The sequence below is a fragment of the Frateuria soli genome, from assembly GCF_021117385.1.
Lineage (GTDB): Bacteria > Pseudomonadota > Gammaproteobacteria > Xanthomonadales > Rhodanobacteraceae > Frateuria_A > Frateuria_A soli.
On sequence record NZ_CP088252.1, the window covers coordinates 1,060,722 to 1,084,471 of the forward strand.

Here is a 23,750-nt window from a genome sequence, read left to right on the forward strand (position 1 = left end):
CCGACTGAAAATCGAATCAATCCGCCCGGTATCAGGGATGCACGCGCCGCCCGGCGGACTGCGCGGCAGGTTCCAGCGGGCAACGGCCGACCACGTGGGCCAGCGTGTCGACGTTGTCCACCAGGCGGTCGGTGAGGCGGGCGACCTGGTCGGCGCCGGCCTGGTCTTCGGACATGGCCAGCAGCGCGCCGAGGCTGCGCTGAAGCAGGCGAAGGTCGGGCGCCTCCACTACCGCGCGCTGTTCGCGCAAGGCCCCGGCGATGCCGTGCAACGCGGTGGCGGCGTGGTCGATGAAGGCACTCACCTCGGTCTGCTCGGGCAGGCTCGCGCGGTGCTGCAGCAATGCCTCCAGCGTCATCGCGGTCCGTGCCAGGCGGTTGCCGTTGGCGAACAGCGCCTGCGCCAGATCTACCAGCGCGGCGGGGGTGGCCGGTTCGGCGCGCAGGCGCTCCAGCGACGCCAGCGCATTGGTGCGCGCGGTGCGGGCGGCGGTGCGGGTTTCCCGGTGCGGTCCGCGCCGTTGCGGGCGCCCCAACGCGCGCAGGTACTCGGCATAGGCGTCCAGCATGTCGGCCAGCGCGGCCCGGGCGCGGCCGTGTTCCCAGGTCGGCCACAGCACGTAGGCCAGCAACGCCATGCCGCTGGCCAGCGCGGTATTGATCACGCGGTCGGTCACCGCCACGCCCGGATCGACGCCCTCGAAGGAGAGCAGCACCACGACGGCACCGGTCAGCGCGGCTACCGCGATGCCGTAGTGCGCGGTGGCCAGGTAGCGGAACGCCATGCACAGCACTCCCATCAGCGCCAGGTGCGCCCACGGCTCGTCGGGGATCACGCGCAGCAGCGCGGTGGTCAGCAGCAGGCCGAGTACGGTGCCGACCACGCGCAGCAGGCCGAAGTTGAACGTCGCGGCAAAGTCCGGACGCAGCACGATGGCGACCGTCATCGGCAGCCAGTAGCCGTGCGGGAGCTCCAGTCCGCGCGACAGCGCCAGCGCCAGGCTCAGCGCCACCGCCGAGCGCACCGCGTGGCGGAACGCCACCGAATGCGGGGTGAGGTTGGCCAGCAGCATGGCGCGGGCCGAGCTCTGCCGCAGTGACGCAGGCAAGCGCAGGTCCGCGGCTTCGGCGCGCTGTTCGCCCCGGCTGCCGGCCCAGTTCGCGTTGCGCACGGCGGCGGCGAGCTGCCCTGCCAGCGCGTGGACGTGAAGCTCGCGCTGGGGGCTGGTTTCGGCGGCGTGGCGCTCGATCGCGCGCAGCGCGGCCAGGGCGCGTTCGGCTGCGGCCGGTGCGACGCCTTCTTCCAGCGCATCGGCGATGTGGTCGAGCACGCGGGCGACGCGGACGCGAAAGCGCAGCGGCACGGCGCTGGCCGGTGAACCGTCCGCCAGTGCAGTGAGTTCAAGGCGGATCCGTTCGGCCAGCTCCAGCATCACGCCGAAGGCCTCCATGGCGCGGCCGCGCGCGTGGTAACGCCCCAGCAGGGTCTGCTGCAGGGTGGTCATCGCGCCGCTGAGCGCCGGTTCGTCCTCGTCGTCCTGCGCGCGCTGCCGGGCGACCGCCGCCAGGCCCCGGTAGACCACGGCCAGGGCCTGCCGTTCGGGACGGTAGCGTTGCAGCGGCCAGGCGGCGATGGAGAACAGCATCATCAGCAGTCCACCGGCGAAGATCAGCGCGGCGCCGGTGGCAGCGTGTCCCGGCGACGTGGGATAGGCAGCGGTGACCACCAGCAGGATCATGCTGGTCATGCCCACGCGCGCCAGGTCGGTGCCGAAGACCACCAGCATGCCGCCGCCGAAGCCGACCAGCGCGGTGGCCAGCAGCATCGAGGGCAGGTGTCCGCCGATCAGGAAGCCGGCGAAGGCGGCCAGGCCGGCGGCAAGCGAGGCCAGCAGGAGCTGCCGCACGCGCTGGCGGTATGGCCCGGGCTGGTCGGAAAACATCGTGTCCAGTGCGCCCGCGGCGATGCCCAGGCCTGCAGCGGTGTAACCGGTCGCCATCCCGATCGCCAGCGGCAGCACCACCGCGAGCGTATTGCGCAGCACCACCCAAGGCGGAACATCCGGGCGCTTGGTCCGGGTCAGGCTTTCCAGCACGTTGGCGCGAAGCGAGTAGACGCTGGCGGTCATGGCCAAACCGCAGGGTGGGGAGCGGCGATTCTGCATGACGCCAGTTGAACGGCGCGCGACGGGCGGCGCGGCCGGCCTTCCCGTGGCGGCAGAAATTTACGCCGCCTTGACCATGCGACGGGACAGGTGACCGGCCACCGCGAGGCGGCCGGTCGCCATTGGCTCAGGCGCGGCCGGCGAACTCGCCGGTCAGCGTGTTGACCCACACTTTCTCGTCGTTGGTGATGTATTCGGGCACCTGGATCTCCACGCCGGTGTTGAGCCGGGCCGGCTTGGTGCGCTTGGTTGCGCTGGCGCCCTTGAGCTCGGGCGCGGTATCGACCACGGTCAGCGCCACGCTGGTGGGCACCTGCAGGCCGACCGGCGCGTCGTCGATCAGCTGCACGTAGTAGCCCTCGGTGTCCTCGACGATATAGCCGGCGTTGTCGCCGACCAGTTCGGGGCCGAGCAGGTACTGGGTGTAGTCCTCGGCGTCCATGAAGACGAACACCTCGCCGTCCATGTAGGAGAAGTTGGCCGCGCGGCGCACCAGGTCCATTTCCTTCAGGTCGTCGTCGGCGCGCAGGCTCAGGTCGAACTTTCGCCCGCCCGGAATCGAATACATGGTGAAGCGGAAGGTAACGTTGCCGCCGCGCGCGGTCGGCGCACTGCGCTCGATGTCGCGCACCTGGTAGACGGTGCCGTCGTGCTCGACCACGTTGCCTTTCTTGACGTCGGAAGCTTTCATTGGAGTGCCGGGATTCAGGATTCGGGATTCGGGATTCGGGATAGCAAGGGCGCGGGATGCGGGCTCTTGCGAATCCCGAATCCCGTCTCTCGGATCCCGGTTTACTTGGGTTGCAACCGCACCGCGCCATCCAGGCGGATGGTCTCGCCGTTGATGTAGCGGTTGCCGAGGATGAACGCGACCGTCCGCGCAAACTCCTCCGGCTTGCCCAGCCGCGAGGGAAACGGGATCGAGGCCGATAGCGACTGCTGTACGGCCTCGGGCATGCCGTCGACCATCGGGGTCCAGAAGATGCCGGGCGCGATGGTCGCCACGCGGATGCCGAAGCGGGCCAGCTCGCGCGCCATCGGCAGAGTCATGCCGACCACGCCGCCCTTGGACGCCGAATAGGCGGCCTGGCCGATCTGGCCTTCGTAGGCGGCCACCGACGCGGTGTTGACGATCACGCCGCGCTCGCCGTCCTCGCCCGGATCGTTGGACTGCATCAGTGCCGCGCCGGCCTTGGCCACGTTGAAGCTGCCGACCAGGTTGACCATCACCGTGGCCTGGAACTGCGACAGCGCCATCGGGCCGTCCTTGCCCAGCACGCGGCCGGCGCCGAGGATGCCGGCGCAGTTCATCACCACGTTGAGTCCGCCCATCGTCTCGCGCGCGGCGGCGACGTTGGCGGTCACGCCCTCCTCGGAGGTGACATCGGTGCGGTAGAAGCGGGCGGCCTCGCCCAGTGCCTGCGCGGCCTGCTGCCCCTTCTCCTCGTTGACGTCGAACAGCGCGACCTTCGAGCCGTGAGCGACGAGGTGCTGCGCCACGGCGTGGCCGAGTCCGGAGGCGCCGCCGGTGATGACGGCCTTGACCTGATCGAGCTGCATGGGAGGAGTCCTTGTGAGGCGGAAAACGGCAATGGTAGCCGATGCCCATGGCTCCCTCTGCCCCGGCAAAGCTGGGAGGAGAGGGTGAATGCCTTTGTTTCTTTGCCTTCATCCGGTGGCGTGGACGAAGAGCCTCCCCCTCACCCCGGCCCTCTCCCCCGGCGTGGCCGGGGGAGAGGGAGTCAGGCGTGGAGGGGCGTGGGAATCGGGTCGATCAGCGAAGGCTGCGAGGCGCAGCCTTCGAACGTGAAGCAGCCGGCGCACCTGGCGGCCTCCGCCTCCGCGGGGGGATGCCTTTGTTTCTTTGGCTTCGTCCGGACGCGTGGACGAAGAGCCTCCCCCTCACCCCAGCCCTCTCCCCCGGCGTGGCCGGGGCAGAGGGAGTCAGGCGTGGAGGGGCGTGGGAATCGGGTCGATCGGAGCGAAGGCTGCGAGGCGCAGCCTTCGAACGTGAAGCAGCCGGCGCACCTGGCGGCCTCTGCCTCCGCAGGTGGATGCCTTTGTTTCTTTGGCTTCATCCGGTAGGTGTGGACGAAGAGCCTCTCCCTCACCCCGGCCCTCTCCCCCGGCGTGGCCGGGGGAGAGGGAGTCAGGCGTGGAGGGGCGTGGGAATCGGGTCGATCAGAGCGAAAGGCCGCGCGGGAATCGGGTCGTTCGGAGCGCAGGTTGCGAGGCGCAGCGTCGCACTTGGCTCCCTCTCCCCCCGGCAAAGCCGGGGGAGAGGGTGGGGAGAGGGGGAGGCCTTTGTTTTTTTTCTCATCCGGGCGGGGACACTCTCCCCGGCGGGGCCAGGGAAAAGGCGCCCAGGCGTGGGGAGTTTGCGGAGCCCTGTGGTTTAGAGCGAGAGGCCGCGCAGTGCCGCACCGTCCGTGTCCACACGCAGCACCGAGCCCTGGTCGTACCAGTCGCCCAGCACGATGCGCTGCGCAGCCTGGCCATCGAGGGAAAACTCGTGGATCGCCGGCCGGTGCGTGTGGCCGTGGATCAGGCGGGTGACGCCGGCGCCGCGCATCGCCTGCGCGACGGCCCCGTCATTGACGTCCATGATCGATTCCGTGGCCGCGCCGGTGTGCGCGCGGCTGTCGGCGCGGGCCCTGGCGGCGAAGGCCCGGCGCTGTTCCAGCGGCATCGCCAGGATATGGGCCTTCCATTCGGGCGTGCGCACCTGCCGGCGCACCGCCTGGTAGGCGACGTCGTCGGTGCACAGCGTGTCGCCGTGCATCAGCAGGGTGGGGCGGCCGTGGAGGTCGTGCACCACGCCGTCCTGCAGCAGCGTCAGGCCGGCGCGGTCGGCGTAGTCCCGGCCGAGCAGGAAGTCGCGGTTGCCGGGCATGAAGTACACCGGCCGGCCCGAATCGCGCACGGCACGCGTGGCGCGGGCGATGCGGGCCGGCAACTGCGCATCGTCGTCATCGCCGATCCAGGCTTCGACCAGGTCGCCAAGGATGTAGAGCGCGTCGGCCTGGCGGACCTCCTCGCTGGCGAGGTAGCGCTCGAACAGCCCGGTGATGTGCGGGCGGCTTTCGTCCAGGTGCAGGTCGGCAATGAACAGGCTGGCCATCAGCCGCCCTTCTTGCCGGCCGGCCGGGCCGCACTGGCGGCCTTGGCGGGTGCCTGGGCGCTGGTGGCGGAGGCCGGCGCCTCCTCGCCGACCACGCGGGCGCTCAGGATCACCGGCAGCGGATTGGGTACGTCGGCGGCGAACGGCCCCTGGCCGCGGGTGGGCAGCGCGGCGATCCTGTCGACCACGTCCATGCCATTGATCACCTGGCCGAACACGGCGTAGCCCCAGGTCAGGCCGCTCTGGTTGCCGGCAAAGTCGAGCCGGCGGTTGTCGACCAGGTTGATGAAGAACTGCGCGGTGCCCGAATTCGGATCCGCGCCCCGCGCCACCGCCACGGTGCCGCGCAGGTTCGACAGCCCGTTGTCCGCCTCGCTGGCGATCGCCGGATGGGTGCGCTTGGGCTGCAGGTCGCGCGTGTACAGGCCGCCCTGCACCAGGTAGCCGTTGATCGCGCGATGGAACACGGTGCCGTCGTAGAAGCCCTCGTGCACGTATTGCAGGAAGTTGGCCACGCTCTTGGGCGCCTTGTCCGGGAACAGTTCCAGCGTGATGTCGCCAACACTGGTATGCAGCAACACCTTCGGACCCGGTGCGGGCGGCGTGGCGCTGGTGCTCGCCGGCGGCGGCGCGGCCTGGGCGGCCACGCCCAGGGGCAGGAACAGCAGGAGGGCCAGCAGGAGTCGGGGCATGCATGCGGAACCTGTGTGGATTGCCTGCGCATGATACGCGGTGGCGTTGCATGGACTGAAACGACGTTGCGTGGCGTTCGAGGTTGCGCTCCCACGGGAGTCGCGGCTGGCGCGCCGGCCACTCAGGTGCGCAGGATCTCGAGCGTCAGCCCCAGCTCCGCCATCGGCCCCTGTTCCTGTTCCAGGTCGGCCTCGGTCAGCGGATGCTGATCCAGCCATGAAGCAGGAATGGCCAGGCGCAGGCGGTGGCTGGTGGCGCTGAGCTTCAACGGCGGCAGGGATTCGGGACGGCGGCCACGGCGGAACAGCACGGCCAGTCGCAGCAGCGCGGTGATGTGCCGGGCCAGCGTACGGTAGCGCTGCGGCAGCACCGAGATCAGCGCCTTGGCCGGTTTGCGCCGGTGTGCCTCGATCACCGCCGCGAGCAGTTGCTGCTCCTGCCGCGAGAAGCCCGCCAGGTCGGCGTGGCGCAGGATGTAGGCGCCGTGGTGGTGATGCTGGCTGTGCGCGATGGCCAGGCCGATCTCGTGCACGCGGGCGGCCCAGGACAACCACTCGCGTGCCTCGGCGTCGAGCTTCCAGGGTTTGGCTGCCTGGTCGAACAGCACCAGCGCCGTCTGTTCCACGCGCCGCGCCTGTGCGCGGTCGACCCCATAGCGGGCGGCCAGCGCATCGATGCTGGCGGTTCGCGGGTCGCTGCCGCCGGCGCGGCCGAGCAGGTCCCACAGCAGGCCTTCACGCATGGAGCTTTCGCACACCCGCATGCGACTGATGCCGAGCGCATCGAACGCGGCCTCGAAAATCACCATGGCGCCGGCGAACACGGGAGCGCGTTCTTCGGTCAGGCCGGGAAGGCGCAGCAGGTCCACCTGGCCCTGTTCCAGGATCGCCTCGCGCAATTCCGCCAGGGCATCGAGGGTGACGCCATCGTCGGTCAGGCCCATCGCCTGCACCACGGCATCGACTGCCTTGGCGCTGCCGGAGGAGCCGTAGGCTTCCTGCCAGCCGGCTTCGCGGAAATCCTCGGCGAACTGCTGCAACAGCACGCCGACCTCGCTGCGCGCGCGTTGCCAGCGCTTGGCCGTCAGCCGACCGCCGGGGAAGAAACGCAAGGTCGAGGCGATGCATCCGGCCTGCACGCTCTCGGTATGCAGCGGCGCGAGCCCGCGACCGATGATGAACTCGGTGCTGCCGCCCCCCACGTCGATGACCAGCCGCGGCTCGCGCGAGGCGGGCAGGTCATGCGCCGCGCCAAGGAAGATCAGCCGACCTTCCTCGCGGCCGGAAACGATCTCCACGGGATGGCCAAGCGCGTCCTCGGCCGCGCCAAGGAAGTTGTGCGGCGAAGACAGGCGGCGCACGGTGTTGGTGGCCACCGCGCGCACGTTGGCCGAAGGCAGGCTCTCGATGCGCTGGCCGAAACGCGCCAGGCAGGCCAGCGCGCGGGCGCGGTGGGCCGCGTCCAGCGTGCCGTCCGAGCGCAGGCCGGCGGCCAGGCGCACGGTGTCGCGCAGGCGGTCGATCACGCGCGGCTCGCCGTGTTCCATGCGCGCCACGATCATGTGGAAGCTGTTCGAGCCCAGGTCGACGGCTGCGATCAGCTCGCCATCCTTGATGGGCACCGGCTCGGTGGTCACGCGGGCGTTCCAGGCAGGCGGGGCGCGCATTTTGCCATGCGGGAGCGGGCAGGATTGCCATGCCCTCCGGGTGGGCACATCCGTGCGCGGCGGGCATGGCGGAGTGGGCACGCGTCCCGGACATGCCGTGCGCTACGGCCGCCCAAGGGGGCGCTCCCGGAACCGCAGGTCGCCGCTTCGAAGCTCATGCGCAGATCTTGTCCAGCAGTGTCTGTTGCGCGCTGTGCGGTGGCTGGTCGCCCGGCACGGCACGGGTGTAGCGGCCGTCGCTGCCCAGCAGCCAGGCCTGGGTGTTGTCGGCCAGGCCGTTGGCCAGCGTCTCCTCGAACACGCGCGCGGCCAGGACCGGGTCGAGGATCGGGAAGGCCACCTCGATGCGCCGCATCAGGTTGCGCTCCATCCAGTCGGCGCTGGCGCAGTAGATCTCCGGCTGGCCGTCGTTGGCGAACCAGTACACCCGGCTGTGTTCCAGGAACCGCCCCACGATCGAGCGCACGCGGATGTGCTCGGAGATCCCCGGCAGGCCGGGCCGCAGGGTGCAGGCGCCGCGTACGATGAGGTCGATCTCCACGCCAGCCTGCGAGGCGCGATAGAGCGCGGCGATCACATGCGATTCGTTGAGCGCGTTGAGCTTGGCGACGATGCGTGCGCGCTTGCCGGCCCGTGCGTTGGCGGTCTCGCGCTCGATCTTGGCAACCACGCTCTTGTAAAGCGTGAACGGCGAATGCAGCAGGCGCTTGAGACTGATCACCGAGCCCAGGCCCGAGAGCTGCTGGAAGACCTTGTGCAGGTCCTCGCCGATCTCCGGGTTGGCGGTCATCAGGCCGATGTCGGTGTACATGCGGCTGTTGGCCTGGTGGTAGTTGCCGGTGGACAGGTGCACGTAGCGGCGCAGCATGTCCGTCTCGCGGCGCACGATCAGCATCATCTTGGCGTGGGTCTTGAAACCGACCACGCCGTAGACCACCTGCACGCCGGCCTCCTGCAGCCGGGTGGCCAGGCGGATGTTGGCCTCCTCGTCGAAGCGCGCGCGCAGCTCGATCACCACGGTGACGTCCTTGCCGTTGCGCGCGGCCTCCACCAGCAGGTCCACCAGCGGAGTGTCCTCGCCGGCCCGGTAGAGCGTCTGCTTGATCGCCAGCACGGCGGGATCGGCCGCGGCCTGGCGCAGCAGGTCGACCACCGCGGCGAAACTCTCGTAGGGGTGGTGCAGCAGCACGTCGCGCTGGCCGATCAGCTCGAACAGGTTGGCGCCCGGCTCGATCGCCGCCGGCAGGCGGGGCACGAAGCGCGGGAACTTCAGCTCGGGCCGGTCCACGTGATCGTAGATGCCGCCTGCGCGGATGATGTTGACCGGTCCGTCGCAGCGGTAGACGTCCGATTCCTCCAGCTCGAAGTTGGCCACCAGCATCGTGGTGATCGCCCTGGGACAGTCGTTGGCGATCTCCAGCCGCACCGGTCGTGCGTAACCGCGGCCGAGCAGCTCTTCGCTGAGCGCGCGGGCGAGGTTTTCCACCTCCGCCTCCTCCACGATCAGTTCGCTGTTGCGGGTCACGCGGAACTGGTAGGAACCGACCACCTTGAAGCCCGGGAACATGAGGTCGACGAAGGCCTGCAACAGCTCCGCCAGGAACACGAAGTCGTCGCCGCCGCCACCGACTTCGGACGGCAGCTTGACGATGCGCGGCAGTGATCGCGGCGCGCGCACCAGCGCCATGTGGCCCTCGTGGCCGAACGCATCGCGGCCCTGCAGCACCACCGCGATGTTGAGCGTCTTGTTGAGGATGCGCGGGAACGGATGCGCCGGGTCCAGCCCCAGTGGCGAGAGCACCGGCAGCACCTCGTGCTCGAAGTAGCCCTGCAGCCAGCGCCGCTGCACCGGGTTCCACTGGTGGCGGGTGAGGAAACGGATGCCCTCGGCGTCCAGCTGCGGCTTGAGCTGCTCCTGCCAGGTGGCGTACTGCTCGGTGACCAGGTCCAGCACGCGCGTGCGGATGCGTGCGAGCAGTTCGCCGGAAGACAGCCCGTCCGGCCCCGGCGCGGCCGAGCCGTACGCGTGGTGGTGCTTGAGCATGGCCACGCGCACCTCGAAGAACTCATCGAGGTTGTTGGCAACGATGCTCAGGTAGCGCAGCCGTTCCAGCAGCGGTACGGCCGGGTCGTGGGCCATGGCGAGCACGCGGAAGTTGAACTCCAGCGCGGCCAGCTCGCGGCTCAGGTACAGCTCCGGGGCGGACACGTCGGCGATCGCTGTGGCGGTTTGCGTCGGTTTGCGGGCCATGGGTGCCCATTCTGGACGATGCCGAGCCCAAGTACACCCGGCGCGGTCATGTCGGTAGGGCATCCTTCAGCCGCGGAAACCACGGCAGGAACGCTGCTGATGCGCGACCACGATGGCCGCGGTTGTGCTGGGGATGTGCCGCTACAGGGGGCCGGGTTCGGCCGGGAGCAGGCGTTCGGGACCGAAATGGCAGGCGAAGGTGGAGCCCTTGCCGGGCGTGCTCTGGACGCTGAACCGCGCCTGGTGCAGGTTCAGCACGTGCTTGACGATGGACAGCCCCAGTCCGGTGCCGCCGGTCTCGCGCGAGCGGCTGGAGGACACGCGATAGAAGCGCTCGGTCAGCCGCGCCAGGTGGCTGGCGGGAATGCCGTAGCCGGTATCGGTCACCGAATAGGTCGCGCCCTCGTCCGTGCGCTGCCAGCGGATGGTGATGCGGCCACCGCTGGGGGTGTAGCGCACGGCATTGCTGATCAGGTTGGACAGCGCGCTGTGCAGATCCTTCGGCGAGCCGAGCAGGTCGTCGTCGGTTTCCACCTGGAGGGTGATCTGGTGACGACCCTGGCTCAGCGCCTCGGCTTCCTTGCGCAGGGTCGCGAGCAGGCCGGCCATCGGCACGCGTTCGTCGACCACGTGCTCCTGGGTTTCCAGGCGCGAGAGCGTCAGCAGGTCTTCCACGATCTGGCCCATGCGCCTGGACTGCGCGCGCATTTCGCCGAGCACCGGGGCCAGCTCTGGCACGTCTTCGGGATCGAGCAGCTCCAGGTAGCCGTGGATCACGGTCAGCGGGGTGCGCAGCTCGTGCGAGACGTTGGCCACGAAGTCGCGGCGGATCTGTTCCAGCCGGGTCAGCGGGCTGATGTCGCGGGCCAGCAGCATCCGCTGCCGCCGGCCGAAGGGCTGTACCGAGAGATCCAGGCGGCCTTCGGCGCGGCCGGGTGCCGCCACGTCGTGCAACGGTACCCGCGCGCCGGCGCGCAGCCAGGCGGCGAGCTCGGTGCCCTGCAAGCGCTCGGACAACAGCACGCCGCGATCCTTGCCGCGGCGCAGGCCCAGCAGCGTTTCGGCGGCGCGGTTGAACCAGCGCACACGCCAGGCCTCGTCCAGCAGCACGACCGCGTCGGGCAGGCTGTCGGCCGCGTCGCGGAGGTCGTGCAGGGCAAGGGCGAGGCGGCGGGCGCGGTGTTTCATGCGGGAGTCGGGTTTGCGGCCCTCACGGGCTTGCCGAGAAGCGGTAGCCGGAGCCGCGCACGGTCTGCACCATGGCGTCCAGTTGCCAGGGCTCCAGCGTCTTGCGCAGGCGGCGGATGTGAACGTCGACCGTGCGCTCTTCCACGTACACGCTGCCGCCCCATACGTGGTCGAGCAGCTGCGCACGGGTGTAGACGCGCTCGGGGTGGGTCATGAAGAAGTACAGCAGACGGTACTCGGTGGGCCCGATCGGCACCGGCTCCTCGCCGGCAAAGACGCGATGCGCCGGGCCATCGATGCGCAGGCCGCCCAGTTCCACCATGCCGGTACCGTCGTCGCCCTGGCTGCGGCGCAGCACCGCCTTGATGCGGGCGAGCAGTTCGCGGGTGGAGAAGGGCTTGACCACGTAGTCGTCCACGCCGGCTTCCAGGCCATTGACCCGATCCATCTCCTCGCCGCGCGCGGTGAGCATGATGATCGGGATCTCGCGGCTGAGCTCCTCCTTGCGCAGCCGCCGCGCCAGCTCCAGCCCGCTGGTGCCCGGCAGCATCCAGTCGAGCAGGATCAGGTCGGGCACCTGTTCGGCAATGGCGATCTGGGCCGCGCGGGCGTCGGCCGCCTGCATCGCCTCCATGCCCGCCTTGCGCAGGGCGAAGGCGACCATGTCGCGGATGGAAGCTTCGTCTTCGACGATGAGGATGCGCTTGTGCACGCGGTTTGCGCCTGGCCTGTGACGGGCTTATTGCAGTGGGGCAATGTTACGCGGCGATGACAGGGGCGGCCACGACAACCGTCCGCCCCGAGCGTCGGCTGCCGGCCGCCACTGCGCCGCTCCATGGCAGCGCCCGCTTGCGCATGCCACGCCCACGGCGAACAGTGGGGTGGCCTACTGGCTCCGCCCGTCCGGATTGTCCACCGTCTGCACCTTGCGCTTGCGCAGTTCCAGCAGCAGCGGCGTCAGGTCGGCGATGCGGGCCTGGATGCGCGCGCGGGCGTAGTAGTCCAGGTCGTCGCGCTTGAGCAGGCGCTTCAACTGCTCCATGGCATCGAACGGACGGCCGGACAGGTAGCTGGCGTCCGAATAGGCCTCGCCGGCGCGCACGCTGTCGCCGGCCTTGTCGCTGGCGCGGGCGTAGCTGCGGTAGATGTCCGGCTCGTCGGCATCGTCCAGCAGCGGGCGCAGCAGGGAGGCCGCAAGCGTTGCCTGCCCGGTGTCGCCGCCGGCGGTCAGTGCCTTGGCGTAGGCCAGCGCCACCGCGCGGTTGCGCGGCGAGCGGGCGTTGAGGCGTGCGTAGCGCGCAAGCGCGTCGGCGCGTTGGCCGGCCTGCAATTGGGCGTCGGCCATCGCCAGGTCGAGGATCAGGCTGTCCGGGTGGGCGGCGAGCAGTGGCTTGAGTTGCACGATCGCACGCGCGCCGGCGCCGCTGCGGGTCAATGCCAGTGCATAGCCGTAGCGGGTGGCCGGCGTATCGAAACCGGCCATGCCGAAGCTGGCGTCGTAGTAATGGACCAGTTTGGAGGCGTCGCCGGCCAGCACGCGGGTGCGTTCGCGCATGAGCGCGTAGGTGTCCAGCCCGTCCTTGCGCGGAGCGGTGGCGAGCAGGGCAGTGGGATCCTTCACGTAGGCGATCGGGGCGGTGGTCTTCTCCCAGTCGCTGCGCACCAGCGTGGTGCCGCTCGGGCGCAGCTTCTGCGCCTCCAGCAGCGCGCCCGCGCGCGACTTGGCGTCGCTGATGCGCGCGAGCGTCACCGGGTGGGTCTGCAGCAACGCGGGCACGTCGGTGCCGCCGGAACCGGCTCGCAGAGTGTCCTGCATGCGCTCGAAGAAGCTGGCCATCGCGCGCGGATCGTAGCCGGCGTTGGCCAGCGTCTGGATGCCCACGCGGTCGGCCTCGATCTCGTCCTTGCGGGTGAAGTTGATCGAGCGCTGCGCGATCAGGCCCTGGCCGGCCGCCAGCACCGCCATTGGCGAATCGCCGCTGTGCGAGCCGGCACCGGCGACGACCGCGCCGAGCAGGACCAGTGCCATCAGCGGTGCGTCCTTCCTCGACTCCTCGAACGCGCGCTGCAGGTGGTTCTGCGTGATGTGCCCGATCTCGTGTGCGATCACGCCGGCCAGCTCGCCTTCGCTGCGGGTGATGGCGACCAGGCCGGAGTTGACCGCGATGTACCCGCCGGGCGCGGCGAAGGCGTTGATCTCCTCGTCCTTGACCATGAAGAAGGTGAAACGGTCCTTCGGACGATCGCTGCCGGCCACCAGGCGGTAACCCAGGTCGTTGATGTAGTCGTCCAGCAGCGGATCTTCCACCACCATGTCCAGCGAGCGCATCTCGCGCAGCATGGAGGCCCCGTAGGCCCGCGCGTCCCGTGGCGAGATCAGCGCGTCGGCGGAGCTGCCCAGGTCCGGCAGGCGGATGTCCTCCTGCGCGCCCGCGCCGAAGGCGAGGCAGGCGGTGACCAGCGCGATCAGCAGGCGGGGGACGAGTCGTGGTGCCATGGCCATAGGTGGGCGACAATACATCACCGTAGACCGCCGTCGGCGGCTTCGGTTCATCATCCGTTGCTTGCAAATGCAGGCAGCGGCCCCACCTGAAGCACCTGTTTCGTGTTGTCCGGAGTGTCAGTCATGCCCAAGATCGAGGTCTACTCCACCGCCGTGTGTCCCTACTGCGTGGCCGCCAAGAACCTGCTCAAGTCCAAGGGACTCGAATGGAACGAGGTGCGCGTGGATGCCGACCCGGCCCAGCGCGACCTGATGCTCGAGCGCAGCGGCGGTCGGCGCACGGTGCCGCAGATCTTCATCAACGACCAGCACGTGGGCGGCTACGACGACCTGGTGGCCGCCGACCGCAGCGGCAAGCTGGCCCGACTGCTGGGCGAGGCTGCATGAGCGACGCCGACAAGAGCAAGGACCGGCTGGCGGAGTTCACTGCTTTCCGCCAGCGCATGAACGAGCGCATCCTGGCCGAGGACAACCAGGTCGTGCGGCGCTTCTTCGCACTCGACACGCAGACCTACAAGCCCGGCGCGCTCGACGTCAAGACCAAGGAGCTGCTGGGCCTGGTCGCCTCGATGGTGCTGCGCTGCGACGACTGCATCAGCTACCACGTGGCGCAGTGCAAGGAGGCGGGTGTCACCCGCGAGGAGTTCTTCGAAACCTTCAGCGTGGGCCTGGTGGTGGGCGGCTCGATCGTGATCCCGCACCTGCGCCGCGCGGTGGATTTCCTGGACCGGCTCGAGGGCGGCCAGACCGAAGGCGCCGCCTGCGCCGACCACGCGTAGCTGCCATCCGGAAACCCCGTGTGAACCCGTAGGAGCGCACCTGTGCGCGACCGAAGACGCCGGGTCTCCCCGGGCAGGCGTGCATGGCGGTCGCGCACAGGTGCGCTCCCGCGGCGCGCCCGCCGGTCCGGGATGCAGTGCGATGAACCGCAACGCTCCATGCGAGGATTTGCAACGCCCTGGCGCGTCCTGCCTGCTGCCGGCACGGGGCCGCATCGGCGATAATGGGCCCTTTGCCGCGCGCGTGTCTCGCCGCACGGCCGCGATCAGTCCCCCAAGGAGTCCCCCATGAGCAAAACCATCGCCGTGATCCCGGGCGACGGCATCGGTCCGGAAATCATGACCGCCACCCTGCGCGTGCTCGACGCGCTCGACTGCGGCCTGAACTACGACTTCGTCGACGCCGGCATGGTGGCGCTGGAGAAGCACGGCGAACTGCTGCCCAAGGCGACGCTGGACAAGATCGCCGAGCACAAGGTCGCGCTCAAGGGGCCGCTGACCACGCCGGTCGGGGGCGGTTTCACCTCGATCAACGTCACCCTGCGCCGCCATTTCGACCTGTATGCCAACGTGCGTCCGGCGATCAGCTTCCCGGGGACGAAGGCGCGCTACGAGAACATCGACATCATCACGGTGCGCGAGAACACCGAGGGCGCCTACCTGGCCGAAGGCCAGAGCGTATCGGAGGATGGCGAGATCGCCACCTCGATGATCCGCGTCACCCGCAAGGGCTGCGCGCGCATCGTGCGCTACGCCTTCGAGATGGCCGTCAGGAAGGGCCGCAAGAAGGTCACCGCGGTGCACAAGGCCAACATCATCAAGACCGCCTCGGGCATGTTCCTCAACGTGGCGCGCGAGATCGCCAGGGAATACCCGCAGATCGAGTTCAACGAGATGATCGTGGACAACACCTGCATGCAGCTGGTGATGAAGCCCGAGCAGTTCGACGTGATCGTGACCACCAACCTGTTCGGCGACATCCTCTCGGACCTGTGCGCCGGCCTGGTCGGCGGCCTGGGGCTGGCCCCGGGCGACAACATCGGCGAGCACGCGGCCATTTTCGAAGCCGTGCACGGCTCGGCCCCGGACATCGCTGGCAAGGGCATCGCCAATCCCTGCGCGCTGCTGCTGGCCGCGGCCGACATGCTCGACCACCTGGGCATGGTCGACAAGGGCACCCGCCTCCGTACTGCCATCCGCGAGACCATGGCCCACGACCATGACCACGTAACTCCGGACCTGGGCGGCAGGGGCAGCACCGCCAGCTTCGGCGAAGCGATCGCCCGCCGTCTGGCTGCCTGAGGCACCCATAGTGGCTGGGCGGGTGGCGCGTGGACGGCAGCGCCACGCCCGTGATGCTCTGATCTCTGAAGCGCTTCGGCTCGCGCCGAAGCGCTGCCCGCTTGCAGGGGTTGCAAGCGGAACCGAGGCCATGGAGCTCACCGCATGTCAGATGCCCAACGCCATGCCCGCGAGGGCGAAAGCCCACTGAAGAAAGCCTGGGAAACCGTCCGCCGCGCGTTCGTCGAATTCCTGGGCCTGCCAAGCCTGCTCATCGTCGGCTTCCTGCTGCTCGCGGCAATCACTTCGGCGCTGGATTCGTCGCGGCCTGGCTGGCTCGAGCCGCTGCGCACCACCATCCGCGTGGTGCTGTTCCGCGATGCGGAGGCCACCGCATCGCTGCTTTCGACGATCGCCGGCAGCATCATCACCGTCACCTCGATCACCTTCTCGCTGCTGCTGCTGGCCGTGCAGCAGGCGGCCGGTGCGCTCACCCCGGTGGTCTACGACCAGTTCCTGCGACGCCGCCTGAACCAGCTCTACTTCGGCTTTTTCGTGGGCCTGGCGGTCTACATGCTGCTGATCCTCGCTACCGTCAACCGGCCGTACAACCCGGTGTTCGGCGCGACCGTGGCACTGGTGCTTACCTTCGTGGCGATGTCGCTGATCATCGTGCTGCTCTACACCACCATCAACCAGATGCGTCCGGTGGTGGTCATCGAGTCCATCCACGACCACATCCTGCGTGCGCGCCGCGCCCAGCATGACTTCCTCCGGCGCACACGGCGCGAGGCGTCCGGCAAGGCGTCGTTGTCCACGCCCGTGCGCGCCGCCGAGCACGGTTACGTGGTGCGGGTGGATCTGGACGCCATGGCGGCGGCGCTCGCCGAGACACCCGACGCGGAGGTTGTCCTGGCGATCGCGATCGGCCACTACGTTGCCTTCGAGGACATGCTGGCGACCATCCGCACGACTACGGAGCGCGCGCCGGCAAGCCTGGTCGATGCCGTGCGCAACGCAATCCGGCTTGAACAGCAGCGCGATCTGGACGGTGACCCGGCCTACGGCATCGATCAGCTGGCGGTGATCGGCTGGACCTCGGTTTCGACCGCCAAGTCCAACCCGGCGCCTGGCCGGATGGTGCTGCACACCCTGCGTGATCTGATGGCGCGCTGGTCGGCAGAAGGGCACGAGACGCACGAGCGGCGCCCGCCTGAGGTGCCGGTCGTCTATGAGGACAACGTCTTCGCGAAACTGCTCGATACGTTCGAGATACTGGCGGTGGTCACCTCCGAATCGATGCAGTCGCAAACCATGGCCTCGTTCGTGCGCAGCTTCGTGTTGATGTTCGGCCGGTTGCCGCCCGAGCAGCAGCCGCGGGCGCGAAGGCTGATCCGCAGCAGCCTGTCCGGGCTCGGCGAGCACGTGTTGACGGTCGAGCTCGACAGTGCGCTGACCGAACTGGCCGTAGCCCTCGACGTGGCCCAGCAGCGCGACCTTGCTGCCGAAGTACGTGCCGCGCACCAGGCCATGTCCGCGTCGCTGGGGAAGCTCGGTTCGCGTGCGACCCGCGGTTCCGCGGGGGACTGACCGACCGGAGCGATGCGCCAGTGGACAGGTAGCGGCGACGCGGGCTGGCGATAGAGGGCTCTCGATCAACGCTGGGTCGTCGCCGTTTGGGACGTGGTGGCCGCGCATCGTTTGCGGCCGTGGTGTTCCCGGTTCACCAAAGGCGGGTCACTCGCGCTGCTTGCCCCCTTCGCCTGTCGGCACCTTCCCCCGCGAGGCGGGGGAAGGCTTGGAATGAAGCGGCGCGGAGAGCTCGGTAATCTGGGATCTCGAGTGCGCGGACTGCTGAGCCCGTGTTTGCTCAGTGCATTCCGGGCTGGTAGCTCCCGCCGATCGTACGGGCTGCGACGTTGATGCGGTTCCAGCCGTTGATTGTCACGACCAATAGCGTGAGGTCGACCAGCGCGTCTTCGTCGAAGTGCTGGCGGGCCTGGTCGTAGAGGGCGTCGGAAACCGCCTCGTGCGAGGCGAGCTCGGTCAGCTCCTCGGCCCAGGCCAGGGCGATGCGCTCGCGTTCGTCGAACAGGGTGGTCTCGCGCCAGGCCGGCAGCACGTACAGGCGCTGCTCGGTTTCGCCCGCGGCGCGGGCGTCCTTGCTGTGCATGTCCAGGCAGTAGGCGCAGCCGTTGATCTGCGAAACCCGCATGAGCACCAGGTCGATCAGGCGCGCGTCCAGGCGGCCGGCGTCATGGACCTGCTTGCCGAGCTGGACCAGCGGCATCATCGACTTGTAGTGGCGTTGGATGGCGAAACGGGACATGGAAGGCTCCTTGGCTGGAAAAGCGGCCCCGGAATGGGCCGTTCAATGCAAGGACGCCCGGGATGCCGCGTTCGTGACCGCCGCCAGGCGTGCCAGCTTGGCGGGGTGGCGCAGGGCCAGCGTGGCGGTGATGCGGTCGCCCTCGCACTCGATCCACGTCGCGCTGACCAGTGTGTCGTCGACCCGGGCCAGCAGTACCGGTTCTCCATTGAGCATCGCGATAGTGAACTCCACTTCGGGGAGCGAATAGAAGCGGCTGCCGAGCTGCATGTAGAGGCGGGCCAGCCGCTCGACACCCTGCAGGGGACGCAGCACGGCGCGTACCACGCCACCGCCGTCGGCAATGGCAATCGCATCCTCGGCAAACAGTGCGCGCAGCGTTTCGAGGTCGGGTTTCTTCATGGCCTCGACGAAGCGCTGCAGCATGCGCTGCCTGGTCGGGACATCCACGTTGAAACGCGGCCGCCCTCCGCGCAGGCGCGTCCTGGCACGGTGCACGCGCTGGCGGCAGGCATCCTCGGCAATGCCCAGGATGGCGGCGGCCTCCGCGTGGCTGTAGTCGAACACCTCGTGCAACAGGAAGGCGGCGCGCTCTTCCGGACTCAGCCGTTCGAGCAGCAGAAGGAAGGACAGCGTGAGCGTTTCGCCGCGCTCCAGTTCGGCTTCCGGATGGTCGTCATCGGGGACCAGTGGCTCGGGCAGCCAGGGGCCGGTGTAATGCTCGCGCTCGCGCCTGGCACGGCGCAGGCGGTCGAGCGCCAGGCGGGTGGTGACCGTGACCAGCCAGGCCTCCGGGTCGTCGAGGATAGCGGTGTCCTGCGCGTGCCAGCGCAGCCAGGCGTCGTGCAGCACGTCCTCGGCGTCGCTCGGCGAGCCGAGCATGCGGTAGGCCAGCCCGAACAGGCGCGCGCGGTGTTGCTGGAACAGGGCGGTCTCGGCGTCCATGGAAATCTCCGGTGGGATACGGCCAGGACGCATGACCGGAGCGAAACGTGACCGCCCTCAGCGCACCAGCGGCCACGGCGCCAGGAACACCAGCCACATCAGCAGCACGATGCCGGCGTACTTGAGGGCGCGGAACAGCTTCGGGTGGCGGCGCTTGAACCCCTTGCTGCGTTCGCGACCGCGCTGGTTGAGCGCGTACATGCGGTTGACGAAGCCGACCTTCTCGGCGCCGTTGTCCGCATTCGGCGAGGCGGTGATCTTGCCCATGAAGGCGCCCACGCGATGGTTGATCGCTCCCATCCAGCGCGTACGCAGCGGGCGCTCGACGTCGGCGAACAGGATCACGCGGGTCTGGTCGGTCTTGTTTTCCACCCAGTGCACGTAGGTCTCGTCGAACACCACGTCCTTGCCGTCGCCCCAGGCGTGTTCCTCGCCGTCGACGAAGATGCGGCAGTCGCGCGAGTTGGGTGTGATCAGGCCCAGGTGGTAGCGCAGCGAGCCGGCGAACGGGTCGCGGTGCGGGTTGAGCTTGCTGTGCGGCGCCAGCGTGGCGAACATCGCCGCCTTGATGCTGGGGATGGCGTTGAGCAGCTCGACCGTCTTCGGGCACAGCGCCTCGGCCGAGGCGAGCGGCTCGCCGTACCACTTGAGGTAGAAGCGCTTCCAGCCCTGCTTGAAGAAGCTGTTGAAGCTCGCGTCGTTGTGCTTTTCGGCGGCGCGGATGTGGCCCTCGTCGAACAGGCGCAGCGCCTCCTCGCGGATGGTCTGCCAGTTGGCCTGCAGCAGGTCCAGCTGGGGGAAGCCGCGGCGATCCAGGATCGGCCGGGCCGGCACCGCCGAGAAGGCGTACATCAGCAGGTTGTACGGCGCGAAGATGGCCGAATGGTCGACCAGCTGGCGGTCGAAGCGCAGTCGCGCCCGCCCGCGCAGGTGCACCAGAAGCACGCAGAGCGCGAACAGCAGGAGCAGCAGCAGGACGATCAGGCGGGGTGTGAGGATCATGGGCTGGATCGCGGGTCGGGCGGCCCATTCTACGCTGGCAAAAGGCTTTGGACGGAGCGGCTATCTGCTCCCTCTCCCCGCCGGAGAGAGGGCTGGGGTGAGGGGCCACTCTTGCGGCAGGAGAAGATCGAAGCGTGGCTCTGATGGGACTCCCCGCGAGCCCCGGCCTTTCACCTCGATCCTTTCCCCGCCGGGGAGAGGAAGTAAAGCATGCTAGTCCGTCACGTCCGGCTCGAAGAAGCTCCAACGGATGTCGGGAAATTGCGCCTTCATCGCCCGTTCGACGCTGTTGATCGCGTCGATCAGCGCGCGGTCGCCGGCGCAGGGCTCCATCTTTGCCTTGATCGACACCATCACGTCCGGGCCCATCTGCAGGGTGATCAGGTTGAGCACCTTCGCCACTTCCGGGCGGTTCTGCAGGAATGCCATCAGCTCGGCACGCCGGCGCGGCTCCACGCCCTGGCCGATCAGCAGGGCCTTGACCTCGATCGCCAGCGCCACCGCCACCACCACCAGCAGCACGCCGATGGCGATGGTGCCAACGGCGTCGAACAGCAGGTTGCCGGTGAGCATGGTGGCGCCCACCGCCAGCGCGGCCAGGCACAGGCCGATCAGCGCTGCGAGGTCTTCGCCGAAGATCACCAGCAGCTCGCTGGAGCGGGTCTCGCGGAACCAGGTCCACAGGTTCTGCTCGCCGCGCGCCTTGTTGACCTCCTGCATGCAGCCGCGCATGGAAATGCCCTCGGCGACGATGCCGAACACCAGCACGCCCAGCGCCAGCCAAGGCCACTTCAGCGGCTCCGGATGGCTGAGCTTGTGCACGCCCTCGTAGACCGAGAACATGCCGCCGACGCTGAACAGCAGGATCGCCACCTGGAACGACCAGAAGTACATCGCGCGGCCCCAGCCCAGCGGGTATTCGTCCGACGGCGGCTTCTTTGCCTGGCGCATGCCCAGCAGCAACAGGCCCTGGTTGCCGCAGTCGGCCAGCGAGTGCACCGCTTCGGCGAGCATGGCGCCCGAACCGGTCACGAAGGCGGCCACCAGCTTGGCGATGAAGATGGCGAAGTTGGCGCCGAGCGCGAGGAAGATCGCCTTGAGCGAATTGGCGTGACCGGACATGAAACCGTTTCCGTGGCAGGTGAGCCGGCTAGTCTAGGGCAGCGCAAGAAATTGCGCGCCGGCAAACCGCTCTTGGCAGGAGCCCACTTGTGGGCGATGCTCTTGCGCCAGCGTCTTGGAAGGGCATCGCCCACAAGTGGGCTCCTACAAGGTCCCGCGCCTCAGCGGATGCCGACACCGACCCCGACGCCGAAATGCACGTTGTTCTTGCCCTTGTTCATCTCGTCGGCGGTCCACACGTGCGACTGGTTCACCTGCACCAGCGGGAACACGTAGTCCGCCTGGCCGACCTTGCCGGCGCGACTGCCGTTGAGCTGGCCGTTGACCGTGATCAGGCCGCCGGGCGGGTAATCGAGCGATTCGACATAGCCGGGCATGACCGCGATGAAGCGGCCGTTGCCGCTGTCGTTGGCCTGTGGCCGCTGCGACTTGTCCAGCGGGTAGGCGAGGATCTCCACCTCGCTGTGATCGGCGAGGTTGGTCACCCCCACGATGCGGCCACCCCAGATCACCTGCTTGCTGGCGAACTGCTCGGGCGACTGTGCCACCTGGTACGGCGCGGCGGCTACCGCGCCGGGCGCGGGCTTGTAGATCGGCGCGGGGGCGCAGGCGGCCAGCATCAGCAGCGTGGCGGACACGAGCGGGCGGAACATGATCGAAGCGAGGCGGATGCGCATGGCGGGCTCCTGACCTTGGCGAAGAGGGGCGGCGGGATGTAGGTCCCGGTCCGGAGCGAGCTTAGCGGCGGCCGCGTGAATGCGGTAGCGGCGACGGCGGCGCGGCACCTTCCTCCAGGAGCCAGTCCAGCCGCCATTCGGCCGGGCGCTCCTGCGCGAGCAGCCGGGACATCGCACGCAGCGGTTCGCGCAGGGTGTCGTCCAGCTTCCATGGCGCGTTGAGGATCACCATGCCCGAGCCGTTCAGCCGCAACGGCGAGTCGTCCGGATGGACCAGCAACTCCGCGCGCAGCACGCGGCGGGCGCCGCAATGGGCGAGCCAGCGCAGGAACGGCTGCACCTGGCTGCGCAGCTTGATCGGATACCAGACGGCGTAGACCCCGGTGGGCCAGCGCAGCAGCGCGCCCTTGAGCGCCTGCTCGATCAGCCGGTACTCCGCCTCCTGCGCCTCGTACGGCGGGTCGATCAGCACCAGGCCGCGCTTTTCCTTCGGCGGCAGCAGCGCCTTCAGCGCCTCGTAGCCGTCGCGCTGGTGCACGTGCATGCGCCTGTCGTGATGGAACAGCTCGCGCAGGCGTGCCGCTTCCTCCGGCTGCAGCTCGCACAGCTGGGCGCTGTCGCTCTCGCGCATGGCCATGGCCGCCTGCAGCGGCGAGCCGGGGTACAGCTTCAGGCCATGCTCGTTGCCCGGCATCGCCAGCAGGCTGTCCAGCCAGTGCCGCAGCAGCGGTGGCAGCGTGCCACCCGTGCTGGCGTGCGGACCGACGTCGGGGAACAGCAGCCGGCCCACGCCCTCGCGCCATTCGCCGGTCTTTTCCGCCTCCTTGCCTTCGAGCGCGTAGCAGCCGCTGCCGGCGTGCGTATCGATCACGGCGAACGGCGTGGGCTTGGCCTTGAGCGCGTCGATCAGCGCGGACAACACGACGTGCTTGAGGACGTCGGCGAAGTTGCCGGCGTGGTAGGCGTGGCGGTAATTCATCGCGCCAGTATAGAGGCCGGTTCCCCTATCTTCCCTGTAGGAGCGCACCGAGTGCGCGACCGCGGACGCCACGGTGCAGTGCAGTCGCGCACGGGTGCACTCCTACGGGACTACGTTCAGTCGGCGGTGTTGTGTGACTCGGTCACGCCCAGCAACTCCGGCTGCGCGGGCTCCTTGCGGCGACTCAGCCAGGGATGCACGAACACGGCGGCCAGGATCACCGCCACGCCCAGGTAGAACGGCCACGCCAGCTCGCGCTGTTCGCCCAGCAGCACGGCGGCCAGCACGATCGCGTAGACCGGCTCCAGGTTGGTCACCATCTGCGTGCCGAACGCGCTCAGGTGGCGCAGCGCCACCAGCGCGAGCGCAAACGGCAACAACGTGCAGCCGAACGCGAGCAGCACGAGCAGGATCGCGTCATGCAGGCCGGGCAGCACGAAGGCGCTGCCGGCATGCGGCAGCAGCGGCGCCAGCAGGCCGAGGAACAGCGTGCCGGTGCCCAGTTCCAGGCAGGTCACCGTGAGCGGGTCGCCATGTTCGACCAGCCGCTTGTTGCACGCGCTGAACAGCGCCACCAGCAGCGCCGAGGCGGTGCCGACGACAAGCCCCAGCCGCATCGCGACAGGCACGCCACCGACCACCATCGCCACCCCCGGCACCACCGCCACGCCGAGCAGCAGCTCGCGCGGGTCGAAGCGCCGGCGCGCGATCCAGGGTTCGACGAAGGCCAGGAACACCGGCCCCAGCGCGATGCAGGTGGCGCCCACCGAGGCGTTGGAGAGCTTGATCGCCGCGTAGAAGGTCAGCCAGTGCAGCGACACCAGTACTCCGATCCCGGCATAGGCCCAGCGCAGCCGCGCCGGCATCGCCTTGAGTCCGCGCCACACGCGCGGCGTCATCATCAGCGCCACCGTCACCAGCAGCATGCGCCACCACACCAGTGCCGAGGCCGGCAACGTGATCAGCTTGCCCAGGATCGCGGTGAAGCCCCACAGCACCACGCAGAAGTGGATCTGCAGGCGGGCCTTGGCAGTGGCTTGCATGGGGAGT

21 protein-coding genes are annotated in these 23,750 nt (G+C 69.0%); 4 read left to right on the forward strand and 17 right to left on the reverse strand.

The window, feature by feature from the left end; genetic code table 11:
• Positions 1–31: 31 nt before the first annotated feature.
• The 10 genes from LQ771_RS04795 to LQ771_RS04840 all read right to left on the reverse strand — a co-directional run bounded on the left by LQ771_RS04795 (position 32) and on the right by LQ771_RS04840 (position 13,586).
• Entirely contained in the window at positions 32–2,128 is a 2,097-nt protein-coding gene (locus LQ771_RS04795; RefSeq protein WP_231351230.1) for an FUSC family protein, read from the reverse strand.
• A gap of 163 nt (positions 2,129–2,291) precedes the next feature.
• Positions 2,292–2,855, reverse strand: coding sequence for an elongation factor P-like protein EfpL (efpL, locus tag LQ771_RS04800; RefSeq protein WP_231351231.1), 564 nt, complete (start codon positions 2,853–2,855; stop codon positions 2,292–2,294).
• Positions 2,856–2,956: 101 nt separating this feature from the next.
• Positions 2,957–3,724 carry an SDR family NAD(P)-dependent oxidoreductase gene (locus LQ771_RS04805; protein ID WP_231351232.1) on the reverse strand — a complete coding sequence of 256 codons (768 nt, stop codon included), beginning with the start codon at positions 3,722–3,724 and terminating at the stop codon, positions 2,957–2,959.
• An 835-nt stretch (positions 3,725–4,559) separates the two neighbouring features.
• Positions 4,560–5,285 (reverse strand): UDP-2,3-diacylglucosamine diphosphatase, encoded by a 726-nt coding sequence (gene lpxH / locus LQ771_RS04810; protein ID WP_231351233.1) that lies wholly within the window; start codon positions 5,283–5,285, stop codon positions 4,560–4,562.
• Entirely contained in the window at positions 5,285–5,977 is a 693-nt protein-coding gene (locus tag LQ771_RS04815; RefSeq protein WP_231351234.1) for a peptidylprolyl isomerase, read from the reverse strand. The genes lpxH and LQ771_RS04815 overlap by 1 nt, the downstream gene beginning before the upstream one ends.
• 122 nt (positions 5,978–6,099) lie before the next feature.
• Complete coding sequence (locus tag LQ771_RS04820) at positions 6,100–7,644, reverse strand: Ppx/GppA phosphatase family protein (RefSeq protein WP_231351235.1); 1,545 nt, start codon at positions 7,642–7,644, stop codon at positions 6,100–6,102.
• A 154-nt stretch (positions 7,645–7,798) separates the two neighbouring features.
• Positions 7,799–9,895, reverse strand: coding sequence for a polyphosphate kinase 1 (gene ppk1, locus LQ771_RS04825; RefSeq protein WP_231351236.1), 2,097 nt, complete (start codon positions 9,893–9,895; stop codon positions 7,799–7,801).
• Between the two features lie 141 nt (positions 9,896–10,036).
• A complete protein-coding gene (phoR, locus tag LQ771_RS04830; protein ID WP_231351237.1) occupies positions 10,037–11,083 on the reverse strand; it encodes a phosphate regulon sensor histidine kinase PhoR in 1,047 nt (348 codons plus the stop codon).
• Between the two features lie 22 nt (positions 11,084–11,105).
• Entirely contained in the window at positions 11,106–11,795 is a 690-nt protein-coding gene (phoB, locus tag LQ771_RS04835) for a phosphate regulon transcriptional regulator PhoB (protein ID WP_231351238.1), read from the reverse strand.
• Positions 11,796–11,969: 174 nt separating this feature from the next.
• The gene (locus LQ771_RS04840; RefSeq protein ID WP_231351239.1) at positions 11,970–13,586 is read right to left on the reverse strand and encodes a M48 family metalloprotease; all 1,617 of its coding nucleotides are present in this window, start codon (positions 13,584–13,586) and stop codon (positions 11,970–11,972) included.
• 123 nt (positions 13,587–13,709) lie between these two features.
• Here LQ771_RS04840 and grxC point away from each other — a divergent pair, with 123 nt between their 5' ends.
• The 4 genes from grxC to LQ771_RS04860 all read left to right on the forward strand — a co-directional run bounded on the left by grxC (position 13,710) and on the right by LQ771_RS04860 (position 17,236).
• Positions 13,710–13,973 (forward strand): glutaredoxin 3, encoded by a 264-nt coding sequence (grxC, locus tag LQ771_RS04845; protein ID WP_231351240.1) that lies wholly within the window; start codon positions 13,710–13,712, stop codon positions 13,971–13,973.
• Positions 13,970–14,365 carry a carboxymuconolactone decarboxylase family protein gene (locus LQ771_RS04850; RefSeq protein ID WP_231351241.1) on the forward strand — a complete coding sequence of 132 codons (396 nt, stop codon included), beginning with the start codon at positions 13,970–13,972 and terminating at the stop codon, positions 14,363–14,365. Before grxC ends, LQ771_RS04850 begins: the two co-directional genes overlap by 4 nt.
• A 288-nt stretch (positions 14,366–14,653) precedes the next feature.
• Positions 14,654–15,667 carry an isocitrate dehydrogenase gene (locus LQ771_RS04855; protein ID WP_231351242.1) on the forward strand — a complete coding sequence of 338 codons (1,014 nt, stop codon included), beginning with the start codon at positions 14,654–14,656 and terminating at the stop codon, positions 15,665–15,667.
• A gap of 144 nt (positions 15,668–15,811) precedes the next feature.
• A complete protein-coding gene (locus tag LQ771_RS04860; protein ID WP_231351243.1) occupies positions 15,812–17,236 on the forward strand; it encodes a DUF2254 family protein in 1,425 nt (474 codons plus the stop codon).
• 280 nt (positions 17,237–17,516) lie between these two features.
• Here LQ771_RS04860 and LQ771_RS04865 read toward each other — a convergent pair whose 3' ends face one another.
• From LQ771_RS04865 to LQ771_RS04895, 7 genes are all read right to left on the reverse strand, one after another.
• Positions 17,517–17,975 carry a carboxymuconolactone decarboxylase family protein gene (locus tag LQ771_RS04865; protein WP_231351244.1) on the reverse strand — a complete coding sequence of 153 codons (459 nt, stop codon included), beginning with the start codon at positions 17,973–17,975 and terminating at the stop codon, positions 17,517–17,519.
• A gap of 42 nt (positions 17,976–18,017) precedes the next feature.
• Positions 18,018–18,920, reverse strand: a complete 903-nt coding sequence (gene sigJ, locus LQ771_RS04870; protein WP_231351245.1) for an RNA polymerase sigma factor SigJ — start codon at positions 18,918–18,920, stop codon at positions 18,018–18,020.
• Between the two features lie 57 nt (positions 18,921–18,977).
• Entirely contained in the window at positions 18,978–19,904 is a 927-nt protein-coding gene (locus LQ771_RS04875; protein WP_425491343.1) for an aspartyl/asparaginyl beta-hydroxylase domain-containing protein, read from the reverse strand.
• 231 nt (positions 19,905–20,135) lie between these two features.
• The gene (locus tag LQ771_RS04880) at positions 20,136–21,044 is read right to left on the reverse strand and encodes a cation diffusion facilitator family transporter (protein WP_231351247.1); all 909 of its coding nucleotides are present in this window, start codon (positions 21,042–21,044) and stop codon (positions 20,136–20,138) included.
• Between the two features lie 161 nt (positions 21,045–21,205).
• Complete coding sequence (locus tag LQ771_RS04885) at positions 21,206–21,721, reverse strand: Slp family lipoprotein (protein WP_231351248.1); 516 nt, start codon at positions 21,719–21,721, stop codon at positions 21,206–21,208.
• 61 nt (positions 21,722–21,782) lie between these two features.
• On the reverse strand, positions 21,783–22,700 hold the full coding sequence (locus tag LQ771_RS04890; RefSeq protein WP_231351249.1) for a 23S rRNA (adenine(2030)-N(6))-methyltransferase RlmJ: 918 nt from the start codon (positions 22,698–22,700) through the stop codon (positions 21,783–21,785).
• A gap of 116 nt (positions 22,701–22,816) precedes the next feature.
• Positions 22,817–23,743, reverse strand: a complete 927-nt coding sequence (locus LQ771_RS04895) for an EamA family transporter (RefSeq protein ID WP_231351250.1) — start codon at positions 23,741–23,743, stop codon at positions 22,817–22,819.
• Positions 23,744–23,750 lie beyond the last annotated feature (7 nt).

Bases quoted from the DNA above. Each gene is read 5' to 3' on its own strand.
- LQ771_RS04795 (WP_231351230.1), bottom strand. From the start codon at position 2,128: ATGACCGCCAGCGTCTACTCGCTTCGCGCCAACGTGCTGGAAAGCCTG.
- efpL (WP_231351231.1), bottom strand. From the start codon at position 2,855: ATGAAAGCTTCCGACGTCAAGAAAGGCAACGTGGTCGAGCACGACGGC.
- LQ771_RS04805 (WP_231351232.1), bottom strand. From the start codon at position 3,724: ATGCAGCTCGATCAGGTCAAGGCCGTCATCACCGGCGGCGCCTCCGGA.
- lpxH (WP_231351233.1), bottom strand. From the start codon at position 5,285: ATGGCCAGCCTGTTCATTGCCGACCTGCACCTGGACGAAAGCCGCCCG.
- LQ771_RS04815 (WP_231351234.1), bottom strand. From the start codon at position 5,977: ATGCCCCGACTCCTGCTGGCCCTCCTGCTGTTCCTGCCCCTGGGCGTG.
- LQ771_RS04820 (WP_231351235.1), bottom strand. From the start codon at position 7,644: ATGCGCGCCCCGCCTGCCTGGAACGCCCGCGTGACCACCGAGCCGGTG.
- ppk1 (WP_231351236.1), bottom strand. From the start codon at position 9,895: ATGGCCCGCAAACCGACGCAAACCGCCACAGCGATCGCCGACGTGTCC.
- phoR (WP_231351237.1), bottom strand. From the start codon at position 11,083: ATGAAACACCGCGCCCGCCGCCTCGCCCTTGCCCTGCACGACCTCCGC.
- LQ771_RS04840 (WP_231351239.1), bottom strand. From the start codon at position 13,586: ATGGCCATGGCACCACGACTCGTCCCCCGCCTGCTGATCGCGCTGGTC.
- grxC (WP_231351240.1), top strand. From the start codon at position 13,710: ATGCCCAAGATCGAGGTCTACTCCACCGCCGTGTGTCCCTACTGCGTG.
- LQ771_RS04850 (WP_231351241.1), top strand. From the start codon at position 13,970: ATGAGCGACGCCGACAAGAGCAAGGACCGGCTGGCGGAGTTCACTGCT.
- LQ771_RS04855 (WP_231351242.1), top strand. From the start codon at position 14,654: ATGAGCAAAACCATCGCCGTGATCCCGGGCGACGGCATCGGTCCGGAA.
- LQ771_RS04860 (WP_231351243.1), top strand. From the start codon at position 15,812: ATGTCAGATGCCCAACGCCATGCCCGCGAGGGCGAAAGCCCACTGAAG.
- LQ771_RS04865 (WP_231351244.1), bottom strand. From the start codon at position 17,975: ATGTCCCGTTTCGCCATCCAACGCCACTACAAGTCGATGATGCCGCTG.
- sigJ (WP_231351245.1), bottom strand. From the start codon at position 18,920: ATGGACGCCGAGACCGCCCTGTTCCAGCAACACCGCGCGCGCCTGTTC.
- LQ771_RS04880 (WP_231351247.1), bottom strand. From the start codon at position 21,044: ATGTCCGGTCACGCCAATTCGCTCAAGGCGATCTTCCTCGCGCTCGGC.
- LQ771_RS04885 (WP_231351248.1), bottom strand. From the start codon at position 21,721: ATGCGCATCCGCCTCGCTTCGATCATGTTCCGCCCGCTCGTGTCCGCC.
- LQ771_RS04890 (WP_231351249.1), bottom strand. From the start codon at position 22,700: ATGAATTACCGCCACGCCTACCACGCCGGCAACTTCGCCGACGTCCTC.
- LQ771_RS04895 (WP_231351250.1), bottom strand. From the start codon at position 23,743: ATGCAAGCCACTGCCAAGGCCCGCCTGCAGATCCACTTCTGCGTGGTG.